Source organism: Sandarakinorhabdus sp., from assembly GCF_040398665.1.
Classification (GTDB): Bacteria; Pseudomonadota; Alphaproteobacteria; order Sphingomonadales; family Sphingomonadaceae; genus Sandarakinorhabdus.
In genome coordinates this window covers 24106-45722 of the sequence record NZ_JBBATQ010000011.1, presented here as the reverse complement: position 1 = coordinate 45722, position 21617 = coordinate 24106, and the positions used below count along the sequence as shown (strand labels likewise).

Here is a 21617-nt window from a genome sequence, read left to right as displayed (position 1 = left end):
CCCCGCAGGGGGGAGGGAGTTGGCGGTCAAGTCCATCATCCCTTCATCAGATCGGCTTGATCCACCGCCACGGTGCCGCGATTGCGGAAATAGATGACCAGGATGGCGAGGCCGATGGCGGCTTCACCGGCCGCCACGGTCAACACGAACATCGCGAAAATCTGGCCGTGCACCTGGTGCAGGAAGGCCGAGAAGGCGACGAGGTTGATGTTGACGCTGAGCAGAATCAATTCGAGCGACATCAGGATGATGATGATGTTGCGGCGGTTGAGGAAAATCCCGAACACGCCCAGCACGAACAGCGCCGCCGATACGGCAAGATAATGCGAAAGCCCGATCACAATTTGACCCCTTCGCCCAAGGCGGGCCGCGCAGTTTGCACGGTGCCGGCCGGGGTGCGCGCCACCTGCACGCCGATATCCTGCTTGCGCACGCCCACCCGGCGACGATGGGTGAGCACGATGGCGCCGATCATGGCGGCCAGCAGGATCAGGCCGGACATCGAGAACACGAAGACATAGCGCGTGTAGAGCTGGCTGCCGATCCACTGGGTGTTGCTCATGCCCGGCGGTGGCCCGGCCAACGCTTCGTGGATGATCACGCCCTGCCCCGCCTGCCAGCCGCTGGCGACCAGCAGGGTTTCGACCAAGATCACCCCGGCCACGAACAGCCCCAGCGGCAGATTCTGCAGCGTGCCGCGCCGCAGCGCCCGGAAATCGATATCGAGCATCATCACGACGAACAGGAACAGCACCGCGACGGCGCCGACATAGACGATCACCAGCAGCATCGCGAGAAACTCGGCGCCGAGCAGGATGAACAGCCCGGCGGCGTTGAAGAAACACACGATCAGCCACAGCACGCTGTGCACCGGGTTTTTCGAGGTGATCACCAGCAGCCCGCCGGTGAGCAGGGTGATGGCAAACAGCCAGAAGGCGAAGGTCGCGGTCATGCGCGTGCACCCTGCGCGTTCACAGAACGAACCCAACCATGAAGTGCCCAGTCATGCTGGCGCAGGCCAGCATCCACGGTGCCGCCAAAACGACGCGGCAAAGCCCCTGCACCACCATGGATGCTGGCCTGCGCCAGCATGACTGGTAGCTTAGGGCTGAGTGGCGCATTCACACCCACCATCACCGCCACTCCGCATCAGCGGCGATGTTGCTGGCGATGGCGCGTTCCCATTTCTCGCCGTTGGCCAGCAACTTGCCCTTGTCATAGATCAGTTCTTCGCGGGTTTCGGTCGCGAATTCGAAATTCGGCGTTTCGACGATGGCATCGACCGGGCAGGCTTCCTGGCACAGGCCGCAATAGATGCACTTGGTCATGTCGATATCATAGCGCGTGGTGCGGCGGCTGCCGTCGTCGCGCGGTTCGGCTTCGATGGTGATGGCCTGCGCCGGGCAGACCGCTTCGCACAGTTTGCAGGCGATGCAGCGTTCCTCGCCATTGGGATAGCGGCGCAACGCATGTTCACCGCGGAACCGCGGGGACACCGGGCCTTTTTCGAACGGATAGTTCAGCGTCACCTTTGGCCGGAAGAAATAGCGCAAGGTCAGCCACATGCCGGAGACGAACTCCAGCAGCAGCAGCGACTTGGCGGAGCGGAGCAGCGCGGTCATGCTTGATTCCGGGGCAGAGCGTTCAAGAAGCACATCAGCACGACCACCATGACACTCAAGGATGTGGCCGGCAGCGCATCGGCAAACGGCACATCGGCGACGGCGGCATAGATCAGCCGGGCCGCCAGCCAAACCACCACCGACAGCGCCAGCATGCCGGCAAAGCGGGTCAAGACCGGACGCACCGCCGTCACAGCGTCACGCTGCCCGGCACGGCATCGAAATGGCCGGTGAACATCAGCCAGCCCGACACCACCACCACCCAGAACAGGCTCAAGGGCAGAAACACCTTCCAGCCCAACCGCATGAGCTGGTCATAGCGATAGCGCGGCACGCTGGCCTTCACCCAGGCAAAGATGAAGAACATCAGCGCCATCTTGACGAGGAACCAGACGAAGCCCGGCACGATATAAAGGAATGGCAGATCGAGCGGCGGCAGCCAGCCCCCGAGGAACAGGGTGGGGATCAGCGCGCACATGAACAATATGTTGGCATATTCGCCGAGGAAGAACAGCGCGAAGCTCATCGAGCTATATTCCACCTGATAGCCCGCCACCAGTTCGGCTTCGGCTTCGGGCAGATCGAACGGCGGCCGGTTGGTTTCGGCCAGCGCCGTGATGAAGAACATGATGGCCATCGGGAACAGCAAGGGATTGAAGATATTGCCGTTCAGCAGCCCCAGCACATTGCCCTTCTGCGCCAGCACGATGTCTGACAGGTTCAGGCTTTGCGCATACAGCATCACCGACACCAGGATGAAGCCCATCGAGACTTCGTAACTTACCATCTGCGCCGCCGAGCGCAGACCGCCCAGAAACGCATATTTGGAGTTGGACGCCCAGCCCGACATGATGATGCCATAGACCCCCATCGAGCTGACCGCGAACACATAGAGCAGCCCGACATTGAGATCGGCCAGCACCAGCCCGGCATCGAACGGCATCACCGCCCACACCACCAGGGCGAGCGTGAAGCTGATCATCGGCGCCAGCAGGAACACCGCCGTCGAGGCGCCACTGGGGATGATGGTTTCCTTCAGGAACAGCTTCGCCGCGTCCGCGAACGTCTGCAAGATGCCGAACGGCCCGACCACGTTGGGCCCGCGCCGCATCTGCATCGCCGCCCAGATCTTGCGATCGGCATAGACCGCCAGCGCGACGCCGACCATCACCGGAAAGGCGATGGCGAGGATGAGCGTCAGATTGGCGAGGAACCAGCCGAAGCCTTCCCCGAACTGCGCGATGAACCAGCCGGTGTAGGTCACTCCGCGGCCTCCACCATATCAGGCGCCAACAGGGACGACACGCAGGCCGCCATCGTGCCGCTGGCGCGCGCCACCGGGTTGGTCAGGTGATAATTGCTGTAGATATGCGGCACCGGGCCAGCGACCACGGTTGTCGCCACATCACCCAGCACGCCGGCGCGCTCGATCAGGCCACTCTGCGCCAGATCGGGCCACTCGGCGGCGATCCGCGCCCGCAATTGCGCCAGATCATCATAGGGCAATTTCACGCCGAGCACCGACGACAGCGCGCGCATGATGGTCCAATCCTCGCGCGCATCGCCGGGCGGCTGCGTCGCCTTCAGTGCCCGCTGCACCCGGCCTTCCAGATTGACCCAGGTGCCGGGCTTTTCCGTGTAGGCCGCCGCCGGCAGGATCACATCGGCATGGCGCACGCCCTTGTCGCCATGCGTGCCGATATAGACGGTGAAAGCTCCCGGTAGAACCGGCGCTTCGTCCGCCCCCAACAGGAATAGCGCCTTGATGCTGGCATCGCCGAGCAGCGCGTTCACGCCGCCTTCGGTGCTCAGCCCCAGCCGCAATGCGCCCGCGCGCGCTGCTGCCGTGTGCACCAGATTGAACCCGTTCCAGCCCGGTTTCACCACGCCCAGCCGGGTCGCGGCCGCGCGCGCGGCCACATACAGGCCGGGCACGGTCAGCGCGCCCATGCCGATGAGGATCGCCGGCCGCTCCGCCTTGGCAAAGGCCTCGACCACCGCCGCCGGCAGATCGCTCAACAGCGCCGCATCATCGCCCAATTGCGTCACCGGGAACGACAGATCAACCGCCGGCCCGATGGCGAACGCCTTGGCGCCGCCCTTCTTGACGGCCTTGCGCAACCGCACGTTGAGCAGCGCCGCCTCGTGGCGCGGATTGGTGCCGACCAACAGGATCGCATCCGCCGTCTCGATGCCCGACAGGCCGCTGCCCAGCAGCCAGCCCGCCGGTTCGCTCGTGTCGAACAGCGCGCCATCCTGCCGGCACTCGATCCGGTTCGCGCCCAGGCTGCCAAGCAGATCCTTGAACGCCGCCATGTCCTCGACGGCCTGCAGATCGCCGACCACCCCGGCTATCTGTTCGCCGGCCAGGCCCTTCAGGCCGGCGGCAATCGCCGCAAAGGCCTCGGCCCAGGTGGCCTTGCGCAATTTGCCGTCCACCCGCAGCCACGGCGTATCGAGCCGGCGCTCCGACAGGCCATCCACCGCAAAGCGACCCTTGTCGGCCAGCCACTCCTCGTTGACGTCATCATTGCTGCGCGGCGTGACGCGCAGCACCGCCGCGCCGCGGCTGCCAACGACGATGTTGCTGCCGACCGCATCCATCACGTCGATCGAATCGGTCTTCTTCAGCTCCCACGGCCGCGCCTGGAAGGCATAGGGCTTGGAGGTCAGCGCGCCGACCGGGCACAGATCGATGACATTGCCCGACACTTCCGAGGTGACGGCCTTTTCCAGATAGGAGGTGATCTGCATGGATTCACCCCGGCCGATCGCACCAATCTCCTCGACGCCGGCAACTTCCTCAGCAAAACGCACGCAGCGGGTGCAGTGGATGCAGCGGGTCATCACGGTCTTGATCAGCGGACCCATATATTTGTCGGTCACCGCCCGCTTGTTCTCGTCATACCGATTCTGGCCACGGCCATAGGCCAGCGCCTGATCCTGCAGGTCGCACTCGCCGCCCTGATCGCAGATCGGGCAATCGAGCGGATGGTTGATCAGCAGGAATTCCATCACGCCCTCGCGGGCGCGCTTCACCTTCTCGCTGCGCGTGTGAATCACCTGACCGTCGGCAGCCGGCATGGCGCAACTCGCCACCGGCTTGGGGGCCTTTTCCATCTCGACCAGGCACATGCGGCAATTGCCGGCAATCGACAGGCGTTCATGGTAACAGAATCGCGGGATTTCGGCGCCGGCGATCTCGCACGCCTGGAGCACGGTGGCGCCCGTGGGCACTTCCACCTCTATTCCATCGACGGTCAACCTGGGCATGGCTCGATCAATCCTGCCGCATGTGCGGACATTTTGGTCCGGCCGAGCGCTGGCCGCACGAACATAAATATGACTTCCAAAGCGACACAACCGGGGGGGAGCGCCAAACGGGGCGGGTATAGCGAGCGTCACCAGCCGTGGGAAGGCCAAACACCGGCCTTTGGCGTTACCCACATAAATTTGCGGGGAGGGATAGGCGCTTCCCGCACTGCGGCAGATCAGGGGCGCGCCCCCCGACCGCGCCTGCCCGCGCCCGGCAGCCGCTGTTGCAACCCCGGTTGGAACCCGGTTGGAACCGCGTCCAATCAACCCTATAGCGCTGACATGACCAAGCCTGTTCACATCGTCGGCGGCGGCCTTGCCGGTTCCGAAGCCGCCTGGCAAATCGCTGAGGCCGGCATCCCCGTGGTGCTGCACGAAATGCGCGGGGTGCAGGGCACGGACGCGCACAAGACCGACGGCCTCGCCGAACTCGTCTGTTCCAACAGTTTTCGCAGCGACGATCCCGACAACAATGCCGTCGGCCTGATCCACGCCGAAATGCGCGCGATGCACAGCCTGATCATGCGCGAGGCCGATCGCGCGCGGGTGCCGGCCGGATCGGCGCTGGCGGTGGACCGGGATGTGTTTTCCGCTGGCGTCACCGCTGCGCTGGCCGCGCACCCCAATATTGCAATCGTGCGCGAACTGATCGCCGGCCTGCCGCCGGCAGACTGGGACAATGTCATCATCGCCACCGGGCCGTTGACCGCGACGCCGCTGGCCGAGGCCATCCGCGACCTGACCGGCGAGGACAGTCTGGCGTTTTTCGATGCGATCGCACCGGTGATCCACCGCGATTCGATCGACATGGATATCGTGTGGGCGCAATCGCGCTGGGATCGCCCCAACGAACATGGCGACACCAAGGATTATCTGAACTGCCCGATGGACAAGGCGCAGTACAACAACTTCATCGATGCGCTGCTCGCCGCGGAAAAGACCGTGTTCAAGGATTGGGAGAAGGTGCCCTATTTCGATGGCTGCATGCCCATCGAGGTGATGGCCGAACGCGGCCACAACACGCCGCGCTTTGGCCCGATGAAGCCGGTGGGCCTGACCAACCCGGCCACCGGCCGCCGCGCCTGGGCCGTGGTGCAACTGCGGCAGGACAATGCATCGGGCAGCCTGTGGAACATGGTGGGCTTCCAGACCAAGATGAAACATGCCGAACAGGTGCGGGTGCTGCGCATGATCCCCGGGCTGGAACGCGCCGAGTTCGCCCGGCTCGGCGGCCTGCACCGCAACACCTTCATCAAATCGCCGGTGCTGCTCGATGCGACGCTGCGGTTGAAGGCGCAGCCGCGCCTGCGTTTTGCCGGGCAGATCACCGGATGCGAAGGCTATGTCGAAAGCGCCGCCGTCGGCCTGATGGCGGCGCGCTTCGCCATCGCCGACGCGCAAGGCCGCGAACCGGCACCGCCACCGGCCACCACGGCGCTGGGCGCCCTGCTCCACCACATCACCGGCGGCGCCGCGGCGGCGACCTTCCAGCCGATGAACATCAATTTCGGCCTGTTCCCGGCTCTGGTGCCGCCGCCAACGTCAAAGGACCAGCGCAAGCCCGCCCTGGTGGCGCGAGCGCGGGCCGATCTGGCGGCGTGGCTGGATGTCGCTTAAGGCCACGCTTCTTGCCTCTTTCTGCGCCTCCCCTTTCAGGAGAGGTGGCGAGCGCAGCGAGCCGGAGGGGTGGCGACCTTCGATATACGCGCGCTGCGATACCCACAGGCGCCACCCCTCCGTCGCCTTCGGCGCCACCTCCCCTTGAAGGGGAGGAACCTGAAAATGCGCATTTTCAAAGCTCCTCCCCTTCAAGGGGAGGTGGCGAGCGCAGCGAGACGGAGGGGTGGCGCACGTCGAAACCAGCGCACCAATTTCCCTACCGAGCCCTGATGTCCACCAGCGCCAGTGCCGTCACCACGATCCGGTCCACCACAGCGCCGCAATCCACCAACACCTCGCGTGCCGGCACCCGCATCACCATGATGCCTTGGCCCACCAGCCAGGAATCGCGCGCGAGATCATGCTGCCATTGGGCCTCAAGATCATGCACCGCGCCATCGACCTCGATCGCCAGCAGCCGGATCGCACAATAGAAATCTAGCACATATGGCCCCGCCGGATGCTGGCGCCGAAAGCGCAGGCCAGCGGGCGACTGGCGCAACTGCTGCCACAGCATCACCTCGGGCAAGGTCAATTGCCGCCGCAACGCGCGGGCCTTGCGCTGGGTCGATTTCGGGCCGGTCAGCATGTGCCAAACGTGTCAAGAAAGGACATGCTTGGCAACCAACGCAAGCTCCCCCCCTCTCAGGGGAGGTGCAATATGGCGCTCACTCCTCCGGCACCGGGCACACGCAGGCGGGCTTGGCCTTGCGCTTCACCGCCGTTGTCGCGAATTCCCTTGGGGTCAGCCGGCCATCGGCGTTGCGGTCGGCCACGACAAATTTCTTCGCGGTGGCAGCGGCGAATTCTTCGAAATCGAGGCGGCCGTCGTGGTTGCGATCGGCCTTGTCATAGGCCTTGCGGCGATTGACCAGATACTCGACGCGGCTGACAATGCCGTCGGCATCCTTGTCATAGCGCGCCAGGCGTTTCGCTTCGCGCTCGGCGGGGGCCTGCGGGGCATCCGGTGCGTCCAATGGCGGCGCATCGTCGGCCGGCGCACCGGCGGCATCGGCGGCCGGCACCGCCAGCGCTGCGGCCGGCGCGGTCACCGGCGGCGCGCGCCACAGGATCAGGCCGGCGCCCAGCAAACCCAACAGCGCAACAGCAAAGCCCAGGATGCGGCGCATCACGCCCCCTTCACCAACCGACCCTGTGGCTGCTGGATAATCCGGCCTAACGCCCCAGCGCAACAGACTTCAGCAAGCGCCACTGCCGGGGCAGGCTGCCACGGGCTTCGCGTGGGCTGCCGGCGCGGGCGCGCGCTGCGTCGCGGGCCGACAGCGCCACCAGCCCGGCGAGGGGGCGCAGCGGCGGCGGCGCGTGTTGCAGCAAGGGCTCGCCCAACACCCAGGCCCGGCCCATGTCCTGCGCTTGGCCGCCATCGCCGCCCAGCAGCCTTGCGGCCAGCGCAAACAGATGCCCGCCGCCTTCCACATGCGCCGGCGGCACGTCGTCGCTGCCGATCAGCGGCAGCCAGCGATCCTCCAGCCCGGCCAGTTCCGCGCCGCGCAGCACCGGCAGTGCGTGGTCGCGCAACGCCACCAGCAAGGGCTGCGCCGGGGCCTTGCCCGCATCCAGTTCCTCCAGCCGTTCGCGCCACCAGGCCAGGCGGATCTCGCCCAGCATCGGCTCGGTGGTGCTCGCCACCAGTTGCGCCAGTTCGCAATCAAGCGCGAACAGCGCTATCAGCCCACCGCGCGCGCTGGCCGGCGCATAGAGGCACGCCAGCCAGCGATCCCGGTCGCGGGCCTGCAGTTCGCCGGTGATGATCGCCAGGTCGGTCAGGCGGGCCCCACCCGATAGGCGCACAGCTTGTTGCCATCCGGATCGCGGAAATAGGCGCCATAAAAGGCCTGCGGGCCTTCGTCGCCGCGCACACCCGGCGCGCCTTCGTCCGCGCCGCCAGCGGCCAGCGCCGCCGCATGAAACGCATCGACCTTGGCGCGGCTGTCGAGGGTGATGGCGATCATGGTGCCATTGCCGGCCGTGGCCGGCTGGCCATCATAGGCCGGGCCTGTCCCCAGCATCGGCGCTGTCCAGCCGGTGCCCCACACCACCGCGCCGGTGGGAAATTCCATCAGCCGGTTGATGCCGATGCTGGCGAACACCGCATCATAAAAGGCAAAGCTGCGCGGCAGATCGTTGCTGCCGAAAAGTGCGTAACCGATCATCGACTGTCCTCCATCAAACCGCCGCAGACATGCCACAGGCCGGTGCGCGCCGCCATTACCTCGGCCGTCATTTCGCCAATTCCGCCATGATGATGTCCTCCGGCGCCGAAAAGGCGGATTTGAGCTTGGGCGCCTTGAACGGATCGTCGGCGCTGCCGGTAAGCGCATAGGCCATCACCCGACCACGACGCTCGTCCACCCACAGGCCGGCGAGCAGGCCATAGGCTTCACCCAAGTGACCCCACCAGGCGGCTTCGGCCACCGGCTGATCCGTCCCACCGGCGCGGCCCGACAGGCATTGCGGCCCGGCGGCGTAGCACAGCATCTGGCCTTCATAATCATCGCCCGGCACCGGCCCGCCGGCCTGCCAGACGGGTGCGTGCATGGCCTTCACGGTGGCGGGTTTCAGCAAGCGCACGTGTCCAGAAGCATCGGGCACCTCGCCGCCGCGCAGCAGCAATTGCCCGATGCGCGCCAGATCGGTGAGGCTGATGCGCAAGCCGCCTTGCGGCGAGAACATCGTGCCATTGCTGCCCAGGCGATAGCCGGCCAGATCGCAGCCCGCCCGGCTGCTGACCGGGCAGGCGGCACGCTTGCCGTTCAGATCATCGACTTGCGGCACCCAAGGCCCGGCGCTGTCCCACGACGTTTCATCGCGGCCCTTGCGATACAGCACCGCAGCGCGTGCCACAGCCGCATCGGATGCGCCCTGCCAGTTGTAACCGGCGTCGATCTTCAGCGGTGCCAGCACCAGCCGCGTCATCAGCCGGTCGAAGCGTTCGCCGGTCGCGGTCTCCATTACCGATGCGATGAGGCCGTAATTGAGATTGGCATAGTGAAACCGCCCGCCGGGCCCGCCGGGCCCCCAATGCTCGGCCGTCAGCCGATCCTGCAAGCGGTCCTCCAGCGGGAAGCTGTAGCCCGGCCCGTCGACAATGCCGCTGGTGTGGCTGAGCAACTGGCGCAGCGTGACCGGCGTATCGGGGTGGGCCGGATGACGCAGCCGCCAGCCCAGCGTGGCCGAAACATCGGCATCGAGATCGAGCTTGCCCTGCTCCACCAGCCGCCACACCGCGATGGCCACCACCAATTTCGAGATCGACGCCACGCGGATCACGCTGTCCGGCGTCAACGGCCGACCGTTGGCGATATCGGCCATCCCGTGCGCTTCGGCGCGGATGATCCTGCTCCTGCTGGCCACCACGGCAGCCACGCCCGACAATCGGGGGCTGCGCGCATCGCGCCCCGCGACGAGATCGGCCAACGGATTGGCGGCGGCCGGGCTGGCCAAGAGCAGAACAAGGGCGAGGATCAGGCGCATGGCAGGTTCATAAGCCGGCATGGCCAGCCGCGCCAGAGCGCGCTAGTCTGCCCCGCATGACGACAAGACTTGCCATCGGCCTGATGTCCGGCACCTCCATGGACGGCATCGACGCCGCACTGATCGAAACCGATGGCGAGGGCATCGTGACCCCCGTCGCCTTCATGTTCTTTCCCTATGAGCCCGATTTCCGCCACCGCCTGCGCGCCGCCACCGCGCGGGCGCTTGAACTGCATGCGCCGTGCCGCGATGCCCTGATCGATGCGGTGGAACAGGAATCGACCGGCCTGCACGCCATGGCCGTGCACCGCCTGCTCGCCGCCACCCAGACCCGGCGTGATGACGTGGCGGTGATCGGTTTTCACGGCCAGACCGTGGCGCACCGGCCGAATCGCAAATGGACCTGGCAGATCGGCGATGGCGCCACGCTGAAGGTCGCCACGCGCATTCCGGTCGCCTTTGACTTTCGCAGTGCCGATGTCGCCGCCGGCGGCCAGGGCGCGCCGCTGGCGCCGGGCTATCACCGCGCGCGGTCTGAAGAACTGGGCCGGCCGTTGGGCGTGCTGAACCTCGGCGGGGTCGGCAATCTCACCTGGTTTGCCGAAGATGGCACCTGGGGCAGTTTCGACACCGGCCCCGGCAACGCGTTGATCGACGATTGGGTGCGCACCCACACCGGGCGCAATTATGACGAAGATGGCGCTGTGGCGGCCAGCGGCATGGTCCACGACAATGTGCTGATGACTCTGGCCGACAATCCCTGGTTCGATGCGCCGCCGCCCAAATCGCTGGATCGCAACGCCTGGGATATCGGCGCGCTGCGCGGGCTTTCGCCGGGCGATGGCGCCGCGACGCTGACGGCGTTCACGGCCGAAACCGTGCGGCTGGCGCTGGGCCACGTCCCGCCGATCGGCCGGCTGCTGGTGACCGGCGGCGGGCGGCTCAATCCGGTGCTGATGGCGGAAATCGCCACGCGCTGTGGCGTGGCGTGCGATCCGGTTGAAAGCGTCGGCTGGAACGGTGACGCGCTGGAGGCCGAAGCCTTCGCCTGGCTGGCGGTGCGGGTGCTGGATGGCAAGGTGCTCAGTTGGCCGGAAACGACCGGGGTGCCGATGCCGATGGTGGGCGGGCGGCTGGTGTAGGATTTTCCCACCCCCCGCCCCTCCCGCAAGCGGGAGGGGAGCCACTTGTGCATGAAGGCTCTGCTCCCCGCCCGCTCGCGGGAACAGCGCGGCCTTGGCCTACCGCCCGTTGTTCGCCAGGCGCATGTCCAGATAGGCATCCACCGCCGCCATCAATTCCACCATTTCGTTCTGGAAATAATGGTTGGCGCCCGGGATGGTCTCGTGATCGATGGTGATGTGGCGCTGGGTTTTCAGCTTGTCGACCAGCTTCTGCACTGCCGCGGTCGGCACCACTTCATCGACTTCGCCATCAACGATGATGCCGCTCGATGGGCAGGGCGCCAGGAAGGTGAAATCATACATGTTGGCCGGCGGCGCGATCGAGATGAAGCCCTTGATCTCCGGCCGGCGCATGAGGAGCTGCATGCCGATCCACGCCCCGAACGAAAAGCCGCCCACCCAGGTGGTGTGGGCTTCCGGGTTGAACTGCTGCAACCAATCGAGCGCGCTGGCCGCATCCGAAAGTTCGCCGATGCCGTTGTCGAACGTGCCTTGGCTGCGCCCGACCCCGCGGAAATTGAACCGCAGCGTCGCAAAGCCGCGCCGCACGAAGCTTTGATACAGCGCCAGCACGATCGGATGGTTCATCGTGCCCTGCGCCGGGTGCGGTTGCAGCAGGATGGCCACTGGCGCACGCGGCGCGGTACCGGGCTGGTAGCGGCCTTCGAGGCGGCCTTCCGGGCCGGTAAGGATCACTTCGGGCATATTGGTCCCTTAAATTCGCACAAAATTGAAGATGCATCCTATATGGGTCGCGAAGGCCCGCATGCAATGAAAAGCCGCATCTATCTCGATCACGCCGCCACCACGCCGGTTGGTGCCGCCGCGCGCGCCGCAATGGCGCAAGCGCTGGACATCGTCGGCAATCCATCGAGCGTGCACGCCGGCGGCCGGGCCGCCAATGCCTGCCTGGAGGGCGCGCGCGATGCCGTGGCGCGTTTTGCCGGCGCGGCGCCCGAACAGATCATCTTCACCAGCGGCGGCACCGAAGCGCTGGCGCTGGCCCTGGGCGGCGCGCGCGGCGTTTCCCGCGTGCTGGCCAGCGCCACCGAGCACAGCGCCGTGCTCGGCGCGCGCGACGACATCACCATCCTGCCGGTCGAACACCATGGCCTGATCGACCTCGCCGCGCTGGAATCTGCCCTGCGCACTGGCCCGGCGCTGGTGGCGGTGCAGGCCGGCAACAATGAAACCGGCGTGATCCAGCCGCTGGCCGAGGTCGCGGCACTGGTGCAGGCCGCCGGGGGCCTCCTGATCGCCGATTGCGTGCAGAGCGCCGGCAAGCTGCCCCTGCCCGCCGCTGATTTCATCGCCCTGTCCGCCCACAAGCTCGGCGGGCCGCCGGGCGTTGGCGCGTTGATCGTCAAGCATCCCGACACGCTGCACGCCATCCAGCGCGGCGGGCAGGAGCGCGGCTTTCGCGGCGGCACCCACAATCTGCCCGGCATCGCCGGCTTCGGCGCGGCGGTGGGCGCAGCCACGGACAGGGCGCACGACTGGACGTCGGTGGTCGCCAGGCGCGACGCGATGGAGGCCGCGCTGGTTGCCGCCGGCGCCCGCATCCACGGTGCCACGGCCCCGCGCCTGCCGCATGTCAGCAACATCGCCCTGCCCGGCGTGGCCGCGGCCACGCAGGTGATGATGCTCGATCTCGATGGCATCATGGTCTCGGCCGGCGCCGCCTGCTCGTCGGGCAAGGTCAAATCCAGCCATGTGCTCGCGGCGATGGGGCTGGGCGCCCAGGCCGGCGAAGCCATCCGCGTCAGCCTGTCGCCGGCCACGACCGACGGCGACATTGCCGACTTCATCACCGCCTGGCTTGCCATGGCCGCCCGGCTCGGCCGAAAGCATGGGGCATGAGCCAGCCCCTCTATCTCGATTATGGCGCGACCACGCCGCTTGATCCGGCGGTGGCCGCAGCGATGGAGCCTTGGGGCATTGCCGGCTATGGCAACCCCCATAGCGCGCATCTGTGGGGCTATCAGGCCAAGGCTGCGGTGGAACTGGCGCGCGATGCGGTGGCGGCGCTGATCAACGCTCCGCCCGAAACCATCGCCTTCACCAGTGGTGCGACCGAAAGCAACAATTGGGCGCTGAAGGGCCTGCTCACCGCGCCCGGCCAATCGCGCCGCCGCATCGTCACGCTCGCCACCGAGCATAGCAGCGTGCTGGAAACCGCGCAGTATCTCGCCAGCATCGGCGCGCAGTTGACCATCGTGCCGGTGCGCAGCGACGGCCTGGTCGATCATGGCGATCTGGCGCGTGCGCTGGGCGAGGATGTCGCGCTGGTCAGCGTGATGGCGGTGAACAATGAAATCGGTGTGGTGCAGGATCTGGCCGGCATTTCGGCATTGGCGCACGGTGTCGGCGCGGTCTTCCATGTCGATGCCGCGCAAGGATTCGGCAAGATATCGATCGATGTCGAAGCGATGGGCATCGATCTGATGAGCATCACCGCCCACAAGATTTACGGGCCGAAAGGCGTCGGCGCGCTGTATCGCCGGCCGTTCACCATGCTGACGCCGCTGTTGCACGGCGGCGGCCAGGAGGATGGCCGATCCGGCACGCTGCCGACCGCGCTGATCGCCGGGCTGGGCGCGGCAGCGCGCCTTGCGCAGGCGCGCATGGCCGACGATCATGCCCACGCCGTGCAGTTGCGCGATCGGCTGCTCGCCGGATTGACCGCGCAGGTGCACGTCAACGGCAGCCGCACGCAGCGCTGGCCGGGCAATCTCAACCTCAGCTTTCCCGGCGTGGCGGTGCCGCTGCTGTCGCAACTGCCGGGCCTGGCGATCTCGTCGGGATCGGCTTGCGCCGCCGTGACCGGCCGGCCCAGCCATGTGCTGACGGCGATCGGCCTGTCCGACGGGCCCGCAAAGGCCAGCCTGCGCCTCGGCTTTGGCCGATTCACCACCATTGACGAGATTGACGCCGCAGCGGCGCAAATCAATGTTGCAGTGCAGCGCAATCTTGCAGAATAGTGACGGGACAGATTCGCACCACAGTTTTCAACCTCGGCATCGACCCCATGATCCGCATTCGTTTCATTTCCGCAGATGGCAGCCATGAAACCATGGTGCAGGCCAAAGCCGGCGACCGCCTGCTCGATATCGCGCAGGCGCATGGGCAGCCGTTGGAAGGCACCTGCGAAGGCGCCATGGCCTGTTCGACCTGCCATGTGCATCTGGTGGGCGGCGACACCGACAAACTGCCGCCGCCATCCGACGAAGAAGAAGACATGCTGGACTTCGCCGCCGGCGCCAACCGCCAGAGCCGGCTGGCCTGCCAGATCAGACTGACCGCCGACATCACCAGCCTGGACGTGAAGATGCCGCGCGGCGTGATGGACAACAGCCGCTGAGGGACCCGCCATCACCCTTGCAAGGGGAGGTGGCGCCGGCAGGGCGACGGAGGGGTAGCGCGCGTGGAACCGAGCAGCCCGACGCCTCCGCAGAAATGCTTGCTGGCAGTATGTCTGATTTCATCGAAGCTAGACGAGTTAGCTGACTATTGTTAATGACGGCCCATTCAGTCGGTCCAAACGGAGATCATACTGTGTTCAAAACCATTTTACTTTTGTCAATTTTTTTGCTGTCGACCTCCGCTGCTGCCGCTCCAAAGGAGCGCACCAAGCCCGTTGATGCCAGAGCGAACACGCTAACCCAGGGCAACGTTCAACTAAACCTAGCGGTTGGAAAGACCACAAAATTAGAAGTGCTGGAGAAATTTGGCTCACCTAACATTACTACTCGAGATTCGTCCGGTGCTGAAGTCTGGAGTTATCAGCGCCACGCTACTGTTTCACAGTCTTCATCGAGCGGTTCCTTTTTTTCTATTATTATTGCTAGCGCCGGCAGCAGAGCGGAGGGGTTCTCCCAATCTACAAGGACCGCAACGTTAATTGTCAAATTTGATAAATCTGATATCGTTTCGGATTTTCAAAGTCGAATGAGTGAGTTTTAATCCGCATCCGAGAATAAGGGGGTTAATCCAATGACAAATAATATTCGCTTTGCTTTCGCCATTGCATTGGCAATGTCTTGCGTCAACACACCTGCCTTGGCTGCCAAGAAGCCAGTTCTGACGCCAATGGAATTGCAAGCTCTTCAATCGAAGGAATTTGAAGCTTCAAAGGCCAGCGTTTTTGCGTCAGCGATGAGCGTGTTTCAAGATTTAGGATACACAATAAACAGTGCAGATATTGAAACTGGCTTTATTACGGCGAGTAGCCCGGTAAAAAACAAGACAAATTTTTGGGGTGCAATGGCTGGCATTGCCTCCCAAGGGCTTACTAAAGCAACAGCTTTTATCGAGCAAGGTCCCAACGGGTACACAAAGATAAGGTTGAATTTTGTAAATTCGGTTGAGTCTTCCAGTTCATATGGACAGAGATCGCAGGCTGACAAGCCTATTCTTGATCCTCTTGCTTACCGTGCGGCATGGGAAAAAATCGATGAGGCACTGTTTGTTCGTAACGCTTTAGCAAAACCTGCGTCCCCACAAACAGCTGCCAACCCGCCAGCAGGTCCAGCTTCGACAACTCAGCAAGGTGTAACTCAAGTTCCAGCTTCTCCTGTCGCGCCATCGACACCCTCTAATCCTGCAGCACAAAAATGATCGAACTACATCTAAGATGAGACTTGCGACGTAAATTTTTTATTTGGTGGGGTACCGCGGTCGTCGTCAACGCGCGGGAACCGAACCAATGGTTACCGTGAGATTCTCGGTAATGTGCAAGGCGAGTTGATCGATGCACCTGGCCAGCGCAAGTCGCGCCCGCTCGCCGGGCGTGCTTAGCAGGCCAAATTTGGCCCGAGCAGCGCAGCTTGCCGGCGGGATAGCCACATTGCTTGCCGGCCGACCAGGCGCGCCGGTCTGCATGAATGACGAGGTGACCGAAATCGTTGCCGTCTGATCCAGCGCCGGCCTGTTGCCGGGATCGACGGCATCGACCTGCACCACCAGCTGCGGCAGATCGGGCGACGTGCCGGTGGCGATGCCGGCCGCAGCCAGTTCGCGCAGCAGCGCCTGGCGCAGCATGGCCGGATCGAACGGCGCCACCCGCGATTTGATTGCACCGGGCTGCACCGCGACCGCTACGGCGATCGGCTGGTTCGGGGAGACCAGGGCGGCGAGCAACAATATCGTTTTGGCAAGGATCATCGAACGCGCCCCCGGCTGGCGAAGTGATGACCCTGATGATCAAATGCCACGTCCGCTGCCGGGGTGGCAAGGCTCTATGCTGTTTTGAGGTGGGAGCCGGGAACGACCCAGACCGGAATCGTTACGGCTGCTTCCTTCCGGACCTGACCGGGTTGGCGAGCGCTCTGTCCGCCCAGCTCCCACGGTGCATATGGCGGGAGTCGCGGCGAAGTGCAAGACTGGCGTGACGGGGCGGGACCCCTGCGCTAAAGCGGTCGGCGATGCCTGACGAATCCGCCATCAGCCTGCCCGGCATGGAGCCACCTGCGCCCGCGCCGGCCTATCGCGTGCTGGCGCGCAAATATCGCCCGGCCAGTTTCGAAACCTTGCTGGGCCAGCAGGCGATGGTGCAGACGCTGGCCAATGCCATTGCGCGCGGCCGGCTGGCGCAGGCCTGGTTGCTGACCGGCGTGCGCGGGGTGGGCAAGACCAGCACGGCGCGGATCATCGCCAAGGCGCTGAATTGCATCGGCTCCGATGGCCAGGGCGGCCCGACCATATCGCCGTGCGGCGTGTGCGAGCCGTGCACCGGCATTGCGGGCGGGCGGCATCTGGATGTGGTGGAGATGGACGCAGCGTCGAACACCGGTGTCGATGATGTGCGCGAGATCATCGAAAGCGTGCGCTATGCCGCGGTGTCGGCGCGCTACAAGATCCACATCATCGATGAAGTGCACATGCTCACCAAAAACGCCTTCAACGCGCTGTTGAAGACGCTGGAAGAACCGCCGCCCAACGTGAAGTTCATCCTGGCCACCACCGAAGTCCACAAGGTGCCGGCGACGATCCTGTCGCGTTGCCAGCGTTTCGATCTCAAGCGCATTCCGGCCGAAATGCTGGTCGAGCATTTCGCGGCGATCCTGCGCGCCGAACATGTCGCCTTTGAAGACGATGCCGTGGCGCTGGTCGCACGCGCCGCCGAAGGCAGTGTGCGCGACGGGCTGTCGATCCTCGATCAGGCGATTGCCCATTCGGCCGAACATATCACCGCCGCCGCCGTGCGCGACATGCTGGGTCTGGCCGATCGCGGCGCGGTGCGGGCGCTGTTCGGCCAGGTGCTGGCCGGCGAGGTGCCCGAAATGCTGGCGGCGCTGGGCCGGCAATATGATCTGGGCCAGGATCCGGCGCAGTTGCTGCGCGAGCTGCTGGAGCTGGTGCACGGCATCACCCGCCAACGCATGGCGCCGCGCCGCGACCCGGCGCTGTCGGCCGAGGAACAGGCGGCGCTGGATGAATGGGCGCAGGCCCTGCCCTTCCCGCGCCTGTCGATGCTGTGGCAGTTGTTGCTGAAGGGCCTGGAGGAGGTGAACCAGGCGCCGGTGCCGTTGCAGGCCGCCGAAATGGCGCTGCTGCGCCTGTGCCATGCGGCAGAACTGCCCGATCCCGGCAAATTGATTCGCCAATTGCAGGACGCGCCGGTTGCGGATGCTGCTGCGCCCGTACAACGGCCGCAAGCCGCGCCGTTTCCGGCACCGGTTCAGGCAAAGGCCCCGCAGAACGGCGCCGTGCCGGACAGTTTCGAAGCCATGGTGGCGCTGTTCCGCGCGGCGGGCGAATCGCGGCTGGTGCATCATCTGACCGACGATGTCCGCCCGGTGCGCTGGCAGCCGCAACCGGCGCTGAACGCGCGCGGGGTGCCGCGTGACGTGATCCAGGATATCGATCAGCGCCTGGCCGAATGGACCGGCAAGGGCCTGCGCATCGAATGGCTGAGCGACGGCGGCGGGCCGACGCTGCGCGAGACCGAACAGGCGGCGCTGGCGGCACTGGAGCAACGGATGCGCGATGATCCCACCGTGGCAGCCTTGCTGACCGCCTTTCCCGATGCCGAACTTTCCCCAATCAGAATAAGCGCTTGAGGTTCAGATGCCCAGTCTCGAAGAATTGATGGAAGCCGCGCGCAACGTGCAGGAGCAGATGGCGCGCGCGCAAAGCCAGCTCGATCAGATCGAAGTGGAAGGCGCATCGGGTGGCGGCATGGTCAAGGTGGTGGCCACCGCCCGCGGCGCCGTGCGCAGCCTGGAGATCGATCCGTCGCTGCTGACGATTGATTCAAAGGAAATGCTGGAAGATCTGATCGTTGCGGCGTTCAATGATGCCAAGCACAAGGCGGACCAGGCCGGCAGCACCGAAATGGGCAAGCTGACCGCCGGAATGCAACTGCCGCCCGGTTTCAAACTGCCCGACTTTTGAGGAGCCACCAAATGCGCCAAATTCATTCGACGATCACGGCCGAAGGCGAACTGATTCTGGCGCTGGCCGAAGTGCCGGAACCGGAGCCGGGTGCCGGCGAGATCAAGCTGCGCATCGAGGCAGCGCCGATCAACCCGTCCGATATCGGGCTCCTTACCGGCGCCGCGGATGTGAACCAGACGGTGGCGATCCCGGGCGGCATCAGCGCGCCGGTGCCGCCATCCGGCCTGCGCGCCATGGCGGCCCGCGTTGGTCAGGCGATGCCGTGCGGCAATGAAGGCGCCGGCACGGTGGTGGCGGCGGGCAGCGGTGCCGAACATCTGATCGGCCGCAAGGTGGCGATCATCGGCGGCGCGACCTATGCCGATTACCGCGTGGTCAAGGCCAGCGAGGCGCTGCTGCTCCCCGAAGGTGCAACCGCAGAACAGGGTGCCTCCTGCTTCGTCAACCCGCTGACCGCGCTGGGCTTTGTCGAAACCATGCGCCTGGAGGGCCACAGCGCCATCATCCACACCGCGGCGGCGTCCAACCTCGGCCAGATGCTGGTGAAGATCTGCGCCGCCGATGGCGTGCCGCTGGTCAACATCGTTCGCTCTGCCGAACAGGTGGCGCTGCTGCAGGCGCTGGGCGCGACGCATGTCATCGATTCGACTGCGCCGGATTTCATGGGCCGGCTGATTGCGGCCTGCACCGAAACCGGCGCGACATTGGCCTTCGATGCCATCGGCGGCGGCGCACTGGCGGGGCAGATCCTCACCGCGATGGAGGCTGCCATCAACGCGCGCGCCGGCGGCTACAGCCGCTATGGCTCGGAAGTGCTGAAGCAGGTCTATATCTATGGCGGGCTCGACATGGCACCCACCACATTCGGCCGCGGCTTCGGCATGGCCTGGGCGGTGGGCGGCTGGCTGTTGTTCCCGCGCATGCGCGTGTTTGGCAACGCCAAATTTGCCGAACTGAAACAGCGGGTTGCGGCTGAACTGACCACCACCTTCGCCAGCCATTACAGCCACCGCGTGTCGCTGGAAGAGATGGTGACGCCCGACGCCGTCGCCGGCTGGTATGCGCGGCGGACCGGGCAGAAATATCTGGTGGTGCCGGGTTGATCGGACAGGGTGGCGGTTAGTTTAGCGCGCGCCACGCCCTCCCCCTTGCGGGGAAAGCGACTTGCGGCTCTTGGCGCGAGCGGGGGCCTGCGCGTGGCCACATGTGGAACCCCCACCCCGCTCGGCTGGCGCCGAGTCGCCCTCCCCGCAAGGGGGAGGGAACTGAAGTGCCTGGATTTGGTTCAACGCCACAAGCAGGAATCAATCCCACCTTCCGCCACCACCCGCACGCGTTTCTCGATGCGGCGGGCGTAGCGCTTGACCTGCCGTGACGGTGCTGCGGCGCTGCGCTTCAACGGTTGCGGCACGATCGCGGCCAGCCGGGCCGCCTGCCGCTTGCTCAGCTTGTTGGCCGTGGTGCCGAAATAATGCTCGGCCGCCGCCTCCATGCCATAGATGCCGGGGCCCATTTCGATGATGTTCAGATAGACTTCCATGATGCGCGGCTTGCCCCACACCAGTTCGATCAACAGGGTGAAATACGCCTCCAGCCCCTTGCGCACATAGGATCGGCCCGGCCACAGAAAGGCATTTTTCGCGGTTTGCTGGCTGATCGTCGAGCCGCCGCGCAATGTCTTGCCGGCCATGTTCGCGCTGGCGGCCGCTTCCATGGCGTCCAGATCAAAGCCGCCATGGTCGCAGAATTTGGCATCTTCGGCACCGATCACCGCGCGCGGCAGCGCCTTGGTCATCACCGTCAGCGGCACCCATTCCCGCGCGACATGCTTGCCGGCAATGGCATCACGTGCCTGCAACCAGGTGATCGGCGGCGGCACGAAGCGGTAGACCGCCACCCAGGCAAAGCTGAGCAGCACGAAGGCCAGCACCAACCGGAACGCCAAGCCGAACACCGCCGAGAAGAAGCCCGCAATCATCTGCCGTTCTCTCGCCTGTGCGAGGGGTGGGCGTCAATGCGGTCGTCTTACACCTGCTCCAGCATCAGCCGCTGATCGATGGCCGCGGTCTGCATGGCCTTGGCGAGTTTCTCGAACGCGCGCACTTCGATCTGGCGCACGCGTTCCCGGCTGATGCCATAGCGCTGTGACAACAACTCCAGCGTTTCGGGCTCGTCGATCAGGCGGCGCTGGGTGAGGATGTCGCGCTCGCGCTCGTTCAATTCGCTCATCGCCGCCACCAGCAGGCCGTGGCGCTGGTCGCGCTCCTCGCTGTCGGCCAGCAGTTCGTCGGCGAGCGGGCCATCATCGGCCAGCCAATCCTGCCATTCGCCTTCGCCATCCTCACGCAGCGGGCTGTTCAGGCTGGCATCGCCGCCATAGCCCATGCGCCGGTTCATCGAGACGACTTCGTCCTGCGCCACGCCCAGCGTGGTCGCGATGGTTTCGACATCGGCCGGCTTCAGATCGCCATCTTCCACCGCGCCGATCTTGCCCTTCAGGCGGCGCAGGTTGAAAAACAGCTTCTTCTGGGCCGCCGTGGTGCCGATCTTCACCAGCGACCACGACCGCAGGATATATTCCTGGATCGCCGCCTTGATCCACCACATTGCGTAGGTGGCGAGGCGGAAGCCCTTTTCCGGATCGAATTTGCGAACGCCCTGCATCAGGCCGATATTGCCTTCGGCAATCAGTTCATTCACCGGCAGGCCATAGCCGCGATAGCCCATGGCGATGCGCGCCACCAGCCGCAGGTGGCTGGTGACCAGCTTGGTCGCCGCGGCCGGATCCTGATGTTCCTGCCAGCGCCGGGCCATCATATATTCCAGTTCCGGCGAGAGCAGCGGGAATTTGCGGATTTCCGCCAGATAGCGGTTGAGGCCGGCCTCTGATCCGAGCACCGGGATGCTGCTTTGCTTCACTGCGGGCAGATTCGAACTCATCGCA

25 protein-coding genes and 1 other RNA gene are annotated in these 21617 nt (G+C 65.2%); 10 read left to right on the top strand and 16 right to left on the bottom strand.

The window, feature by feature from the left end; all coding sequences use genetic code 11:
• Positions 1 to 35 precede the first annotated feature (35 nt).
• The 6 genes from nuoK to nuoG form a co-directional block, all read right to left on the bottom strand.
• On the bottom strand, positions 36 to 341 hold the full coding sequence (gene nuoK, locus ABWP22_RS13195; protein ID WP_353200444.1) for an NADH-quinone oxidoreductase subunit NuoK: 306 nt from the start codon (positions 339 to 341) through the stop codon (positions 36 to 38).
• Positions 338 to 952, bottom strand: coding sequence for an NADH-quinone oxidoreductase subunit J (locus tag ABWP22_RS13190; protein ID WP_353200443.1), 615 nt, complete (start codon positions 950 to 952; stop codon positions 338 to 340). Before ABWP22_RS13190 ends, nuoK begins: the two co-directional genes overlap by 4 nt.
• 181 nt (positions 953 to 1133) lie before the next feature.
• On the bottom strand, positions 1134 to 1622 hold the full coding sequence (gene nuoI, locus ABWP22_RS13185; RefSeq protein ID WP_353200442.1) for an NADH-quinone oxidoreductase subunit NuoI: 489 nt from the start codon (positions 1620 to 1622) through the stop codon (positions 1134 to 1136).
• Positions 1619 to 1777 (bottom strand): hypothetical protein, encoded by a 159-nt coding sequence (locus tag ABWP22_RS13180; protein ID WP_353200441.1) that lies wholly within the window; start codon positions 1775 to 1777, stop codon positions 1619 to 1621. The genes nuoI and ABWP22_RS13180 overlap by 4 nt, the downstream gene beginning before the upstream one ends.
• 35 nt (positions 1778 to 1812) lie before the next feature.
• The gene (gene nuoH / locus ABWP22_RS13175) at positions 1813 to 2865 is read right to left on the bottom strand and encodes an NADH-quinone oxidoreductase subunit NuoH (RefSeq protein WP_502951129.1); all 1053 of its coding nucleotides are present in this window, start codon (positions 2863 to 2865) and stop codon (positions 1813 to 1815) included.
• Positions 2866 to 2882: 17 nt separating this feature from the next.
• Positions 2883 to 4895: an NADH-quinone oxidoreductase subunit NuoG gene (nuoG, locus tag ABWP22_RS13170; protein ID WP_353200439.1), complete on the bottom strand. Its 2013-nt coding sequence runs from the start codon at positions 4893 to 4895 to the stop codon at positions 2883 to 2885.
• A gap of 324 nt (positions 4896 to 5219) precedes the next feature.
• On the opposite strand from nuoG, the gene trmFO reads away from it, so the two are divergent.
• Positions 5220 to 6554: a methylenetetrahydrofolate--tRNA-(uracil(54)-C(5))-methyltransferase (FADH(2)-oxidizing) TrmFO gene (gene trmFO / locus ABWP22_RS13165; protein WP_353200438.1), complete on the top strand. Its 1335-nt coding sequence runs from the start codon at positions 5220 to 5222 to the stop codon at positions 6552 to 6554.
• Between the two features lie 259 nt (positions 6555 to 6813).
• Here the strand turns inward: trmFO and ABWP22_RS13160 are convergent, their stop codons facing one another.
• The 5 genes from ABWP22_RS13160 to ABWP22_RS13140 all read right to left on the bottom strand — a co-directional run bounded on the left by ABWP22_RS13160 (position 6814) and on the right by ABWP22_RS13140 (position 10091).
• Positions 6814 to 7185 carry an endonuclease domain-containing protein gene (locus tag ABWP22_RS13160; RefSeq protein ID WP_353200437.1) on the bottom strand — a complete coding sequence of 124 codons (372 nt, stop codon included), beginning with the start codon at positions 7183 to 7185 and terminating at the stop codon, positions 6814 to 6816.
• 79 nt (positions 7186 to 7264) lie between these two features.
• Positions 7265 to 7726, bottom strand: a complete 462-nt coding sequence (locus ABWP22_RS13155) for an EF-hand domain-containing protein (protein ID WP_353200436.1) — start codon at positions 7724 to 7726, stop codon at positions 7265 to 7267.
• Between the two features lie 46 nt (positions 7727 to 7772).
• Positions 7773 to 8408: a squalene/phytoene synthase family protein gene (locus ABWP22_RS13150; protein ID WP_353200435.1), complete on the bottom strand. Its 636-nt coding sequence runs from the start codon at positions 8406 to 8408 to the stop codon at positions 7773 to 7775.
• The gene (locus ABWP22_RS13145; RefSeq protein ID WP_353200434.1) at positions 8381 to 8770 is read right to left on the bottom strand and encodes a VOC family protein; all 390 of its coding nucleotides are present in this window, start codon (positions 8768 to 8770) and stop codon (positions 8381 to 8383) included. The genes ABWP22_RS13150 and ABWP22_RS13145 overlap by 28 nt, the downstream gene beginning before the upstream one ends.
• Before the next feature lie 67 nt (positions 8771 to 8837).
• A complete protein-coding gene (locus ABWP22_RS13140; RefSeq protein WP_353200433.1) occupies positions 8838 to 10091 on the bottom strand; it encodes a serine hydrolase domain-containing protein in 1254 nt (417 codons plus the stop codon).
• A 56-nt stretch (positions 10092 to 10147) separates the two neighbouring features.
• Here ABWP22_RS13140 and ABWP22_RS13135 point away from each other — a divergent pair, with 56 nt between their 5' ends.
• The gene (locus tag ABWP22_RS13135) at positions 10148 to 11233 is read left to right on the top strand and encodes an anhydro-N-acetylmuramic acid kinase (RefSeq protein WP_353200432.1); all 1086 of its coding nucleotides are present in this window, start codon (positions 10148 to 10150) and stop codon (positions 11231 to 11233) included.
• A 99-nt stretch (positions 11234 to 11332) separates the two neighbouring features.
• On the opposite strand, the gene ABWP22_RS13130 is transcribed toward ABWP22_RS13135, so the two are convergent.
• Positions 11333 to 11980 (bottom strand): alpha/beta hydrolase, encoded by a 648-nt coding sequence (locus ABWP22_RS13130; protein WP_353200431.1) that lies wholly within the window; start codon positions 11978 to 11980, stop codon positions 11333 to 11335.
• 66 nt (positions 11981 to 12046) lie between these two features.
• On the opposite strand from ABWP22_RS13130, the gene ABWP22_RS13125 reads away from it, so the two are divergent.
• From ABWP22_RS13125 to ABWP22_RS13105, 5 genes are all read left to right on the top strand, one after another.
• Positions 12047 to 13135, top strand: a complete 1089-nt coding sequence (locus ABWP22_RS13125) for a cysteine desulfurase family protein (protein ID WP_353200430.1) — start codon at positions 12047 to 12049, stop codon at positions 13133 to 13135.
• Positions 13132 to 14256 carry a cysteine desulfurase family protein gene (locus ABWP22_RS13120; protein WP_353200429.1) on the top strand — a complete coding sequence of 375 codons (1125 nt, stop codon included), beginning with the start codon at positions 13132 to 13134 and terminating at the stop codon, positions 14254 to 14256. The genes ABWP22_RS13125 and ABWP22_RS13120 overlap by 4 nt, the downstream gene beginning before the upstream one ends.
• Positions 14257 to 14303: 47 nt before the next feature.
• Positions 14304 to 14636: a 2Fe-2S iron-sulfur cluster-binding protein gene (locus ABWP22_RS13115; protein ID WP_353200428.1), complete on the top strand. Its 333-nt coding sequence runs from the start codon at positions 14304 to 14306 to the stop codon at positions 14634 to 14636.
• Between the two features lie 194 nt (positions 14637 to 14830).
• Positions 14831 to 15238, top strand: a complete 408-nt coding sequence (locus tag ABWP22_RS13110; RefSeq protein ID WP_353200427.1) for a hypothetical protein — start codon at positions 14831 to 14833, stop codon at positions 15236 to 15238.
• Between the two features lie 30 nt (positions 15239 to 15268).
• A complete protein-coding gene (locus ABWP22_RS13105; RefSeq protein WP_353200426.1) occupies positions 15269 to 15892 on the top strand; it encodes a hypothetical protein in 624 nt (207 codons plus the stop codon).
• 66 nt (positions 15893 to 15958) lie between these two features.
• Here ABWP22_RS13105 and ABWP22_RS13100 read toward each other — a convergent pair whose 3' ends face one another.
• Together ABWP22_RS13100 and ffs are read right to left on the bottom strand one after the other, a co-directional pair.
• The gene (locus ABWP22_RS13100) at positions 15959 to 16438 is read right to left on the bottom strand and encodes a hypothetical protein (RefSeq protein WP_353200425.1); all 480 of its coding nucleotides are present in this window, start codon (positions 16436 to 16438) and stop codon (positions 15959 to 15961) included.
• Between the two features lie 87 nt (positions 16439 to 16525).
• Positions 16526 to 16621, bottom strand: an RNA gene (ffs, locus tag ABWP22_RS13095) — signal recognition particle sRNA small type.
• A gap of 77 nt (positions 16622 to 16698) precedes the next feature.
• On the opposite strand from ffs, the gene ABWP22_RS13090 reads away from it, so the two are divergent.
• The 3 genes from ABWP22_RS13090 to ABWP22_RS13080 are packed head-to-tail and all read left to right on the top strand — an operon-like array spanning position 16699 to position 19776.
• Positions 16699 to 18336 (top strand): DNA polymerase III subunit gamma/tau, encoded by a 1638-nt coding sequence (locus tag ABWP22_RS13090; RefSeq protein ID WP_353200424.1) that lies wholly within the window; start codon positions 16699 to 16701, stop codon positions 18334 to 18336.
• Between the two features lie 7 nt (positions 18337 to 18343).
• The gene (locus ABWP22_RS13085; protein WP_353200423.1) at positions 18344 to 18670 is read left to right on the top strand and encodes a YbaB/EbfC family nucleoid-associated protein; all 327 of its coding nucleotides are present in this window, start codon (positions 18344 to 18346) and stop codon (positions 18668 to 18670) included.
• A gap of 11 nt (positions 18671 to 18681) precedes the next feature.
• Entirely contained in the window at positions 18682 to 19776 is a 1095-nt protein-coding gene (locus ABWP22_RS13080) for a zinc-binding dehydrogenase (RefSeq protein WP_353200422.1), read from the top strand.
• A 182-nt stretch (positions 19777 to 19958) separates the two neighbouring features.
• On the opposite strand, the gene mtgA is transcribed toward ABWP22_RS13080, so the two are convergent.
• Complete coding sequence (gene mtgA / locus ABWP22_RS13075; protein WP_353200421.1) at positions 19959 to 20651, bottom strand: monofunctional biosynthetic peptidoglycan transglycosylase; 693 nt, start codon at positions 20649 to 20651, stop codon at positions 19959 to 19961.
• 47 nt (positions 20652 to 20698) lie between these two features.
• Positions 20699 to 21613, bottom strand: a complete 915-nt coding sequence (gene rpoH / locus ABWP22_RS13070) for an RNA polymerase sigma factor RpoH (RefSeq protein ID WP_353200420.1) — start codon at positions 21611 to 21613, stop codon at positions 20699 to 20701.
• Positions 21614 to 21617: the final 4 nt, after the last annotated feature.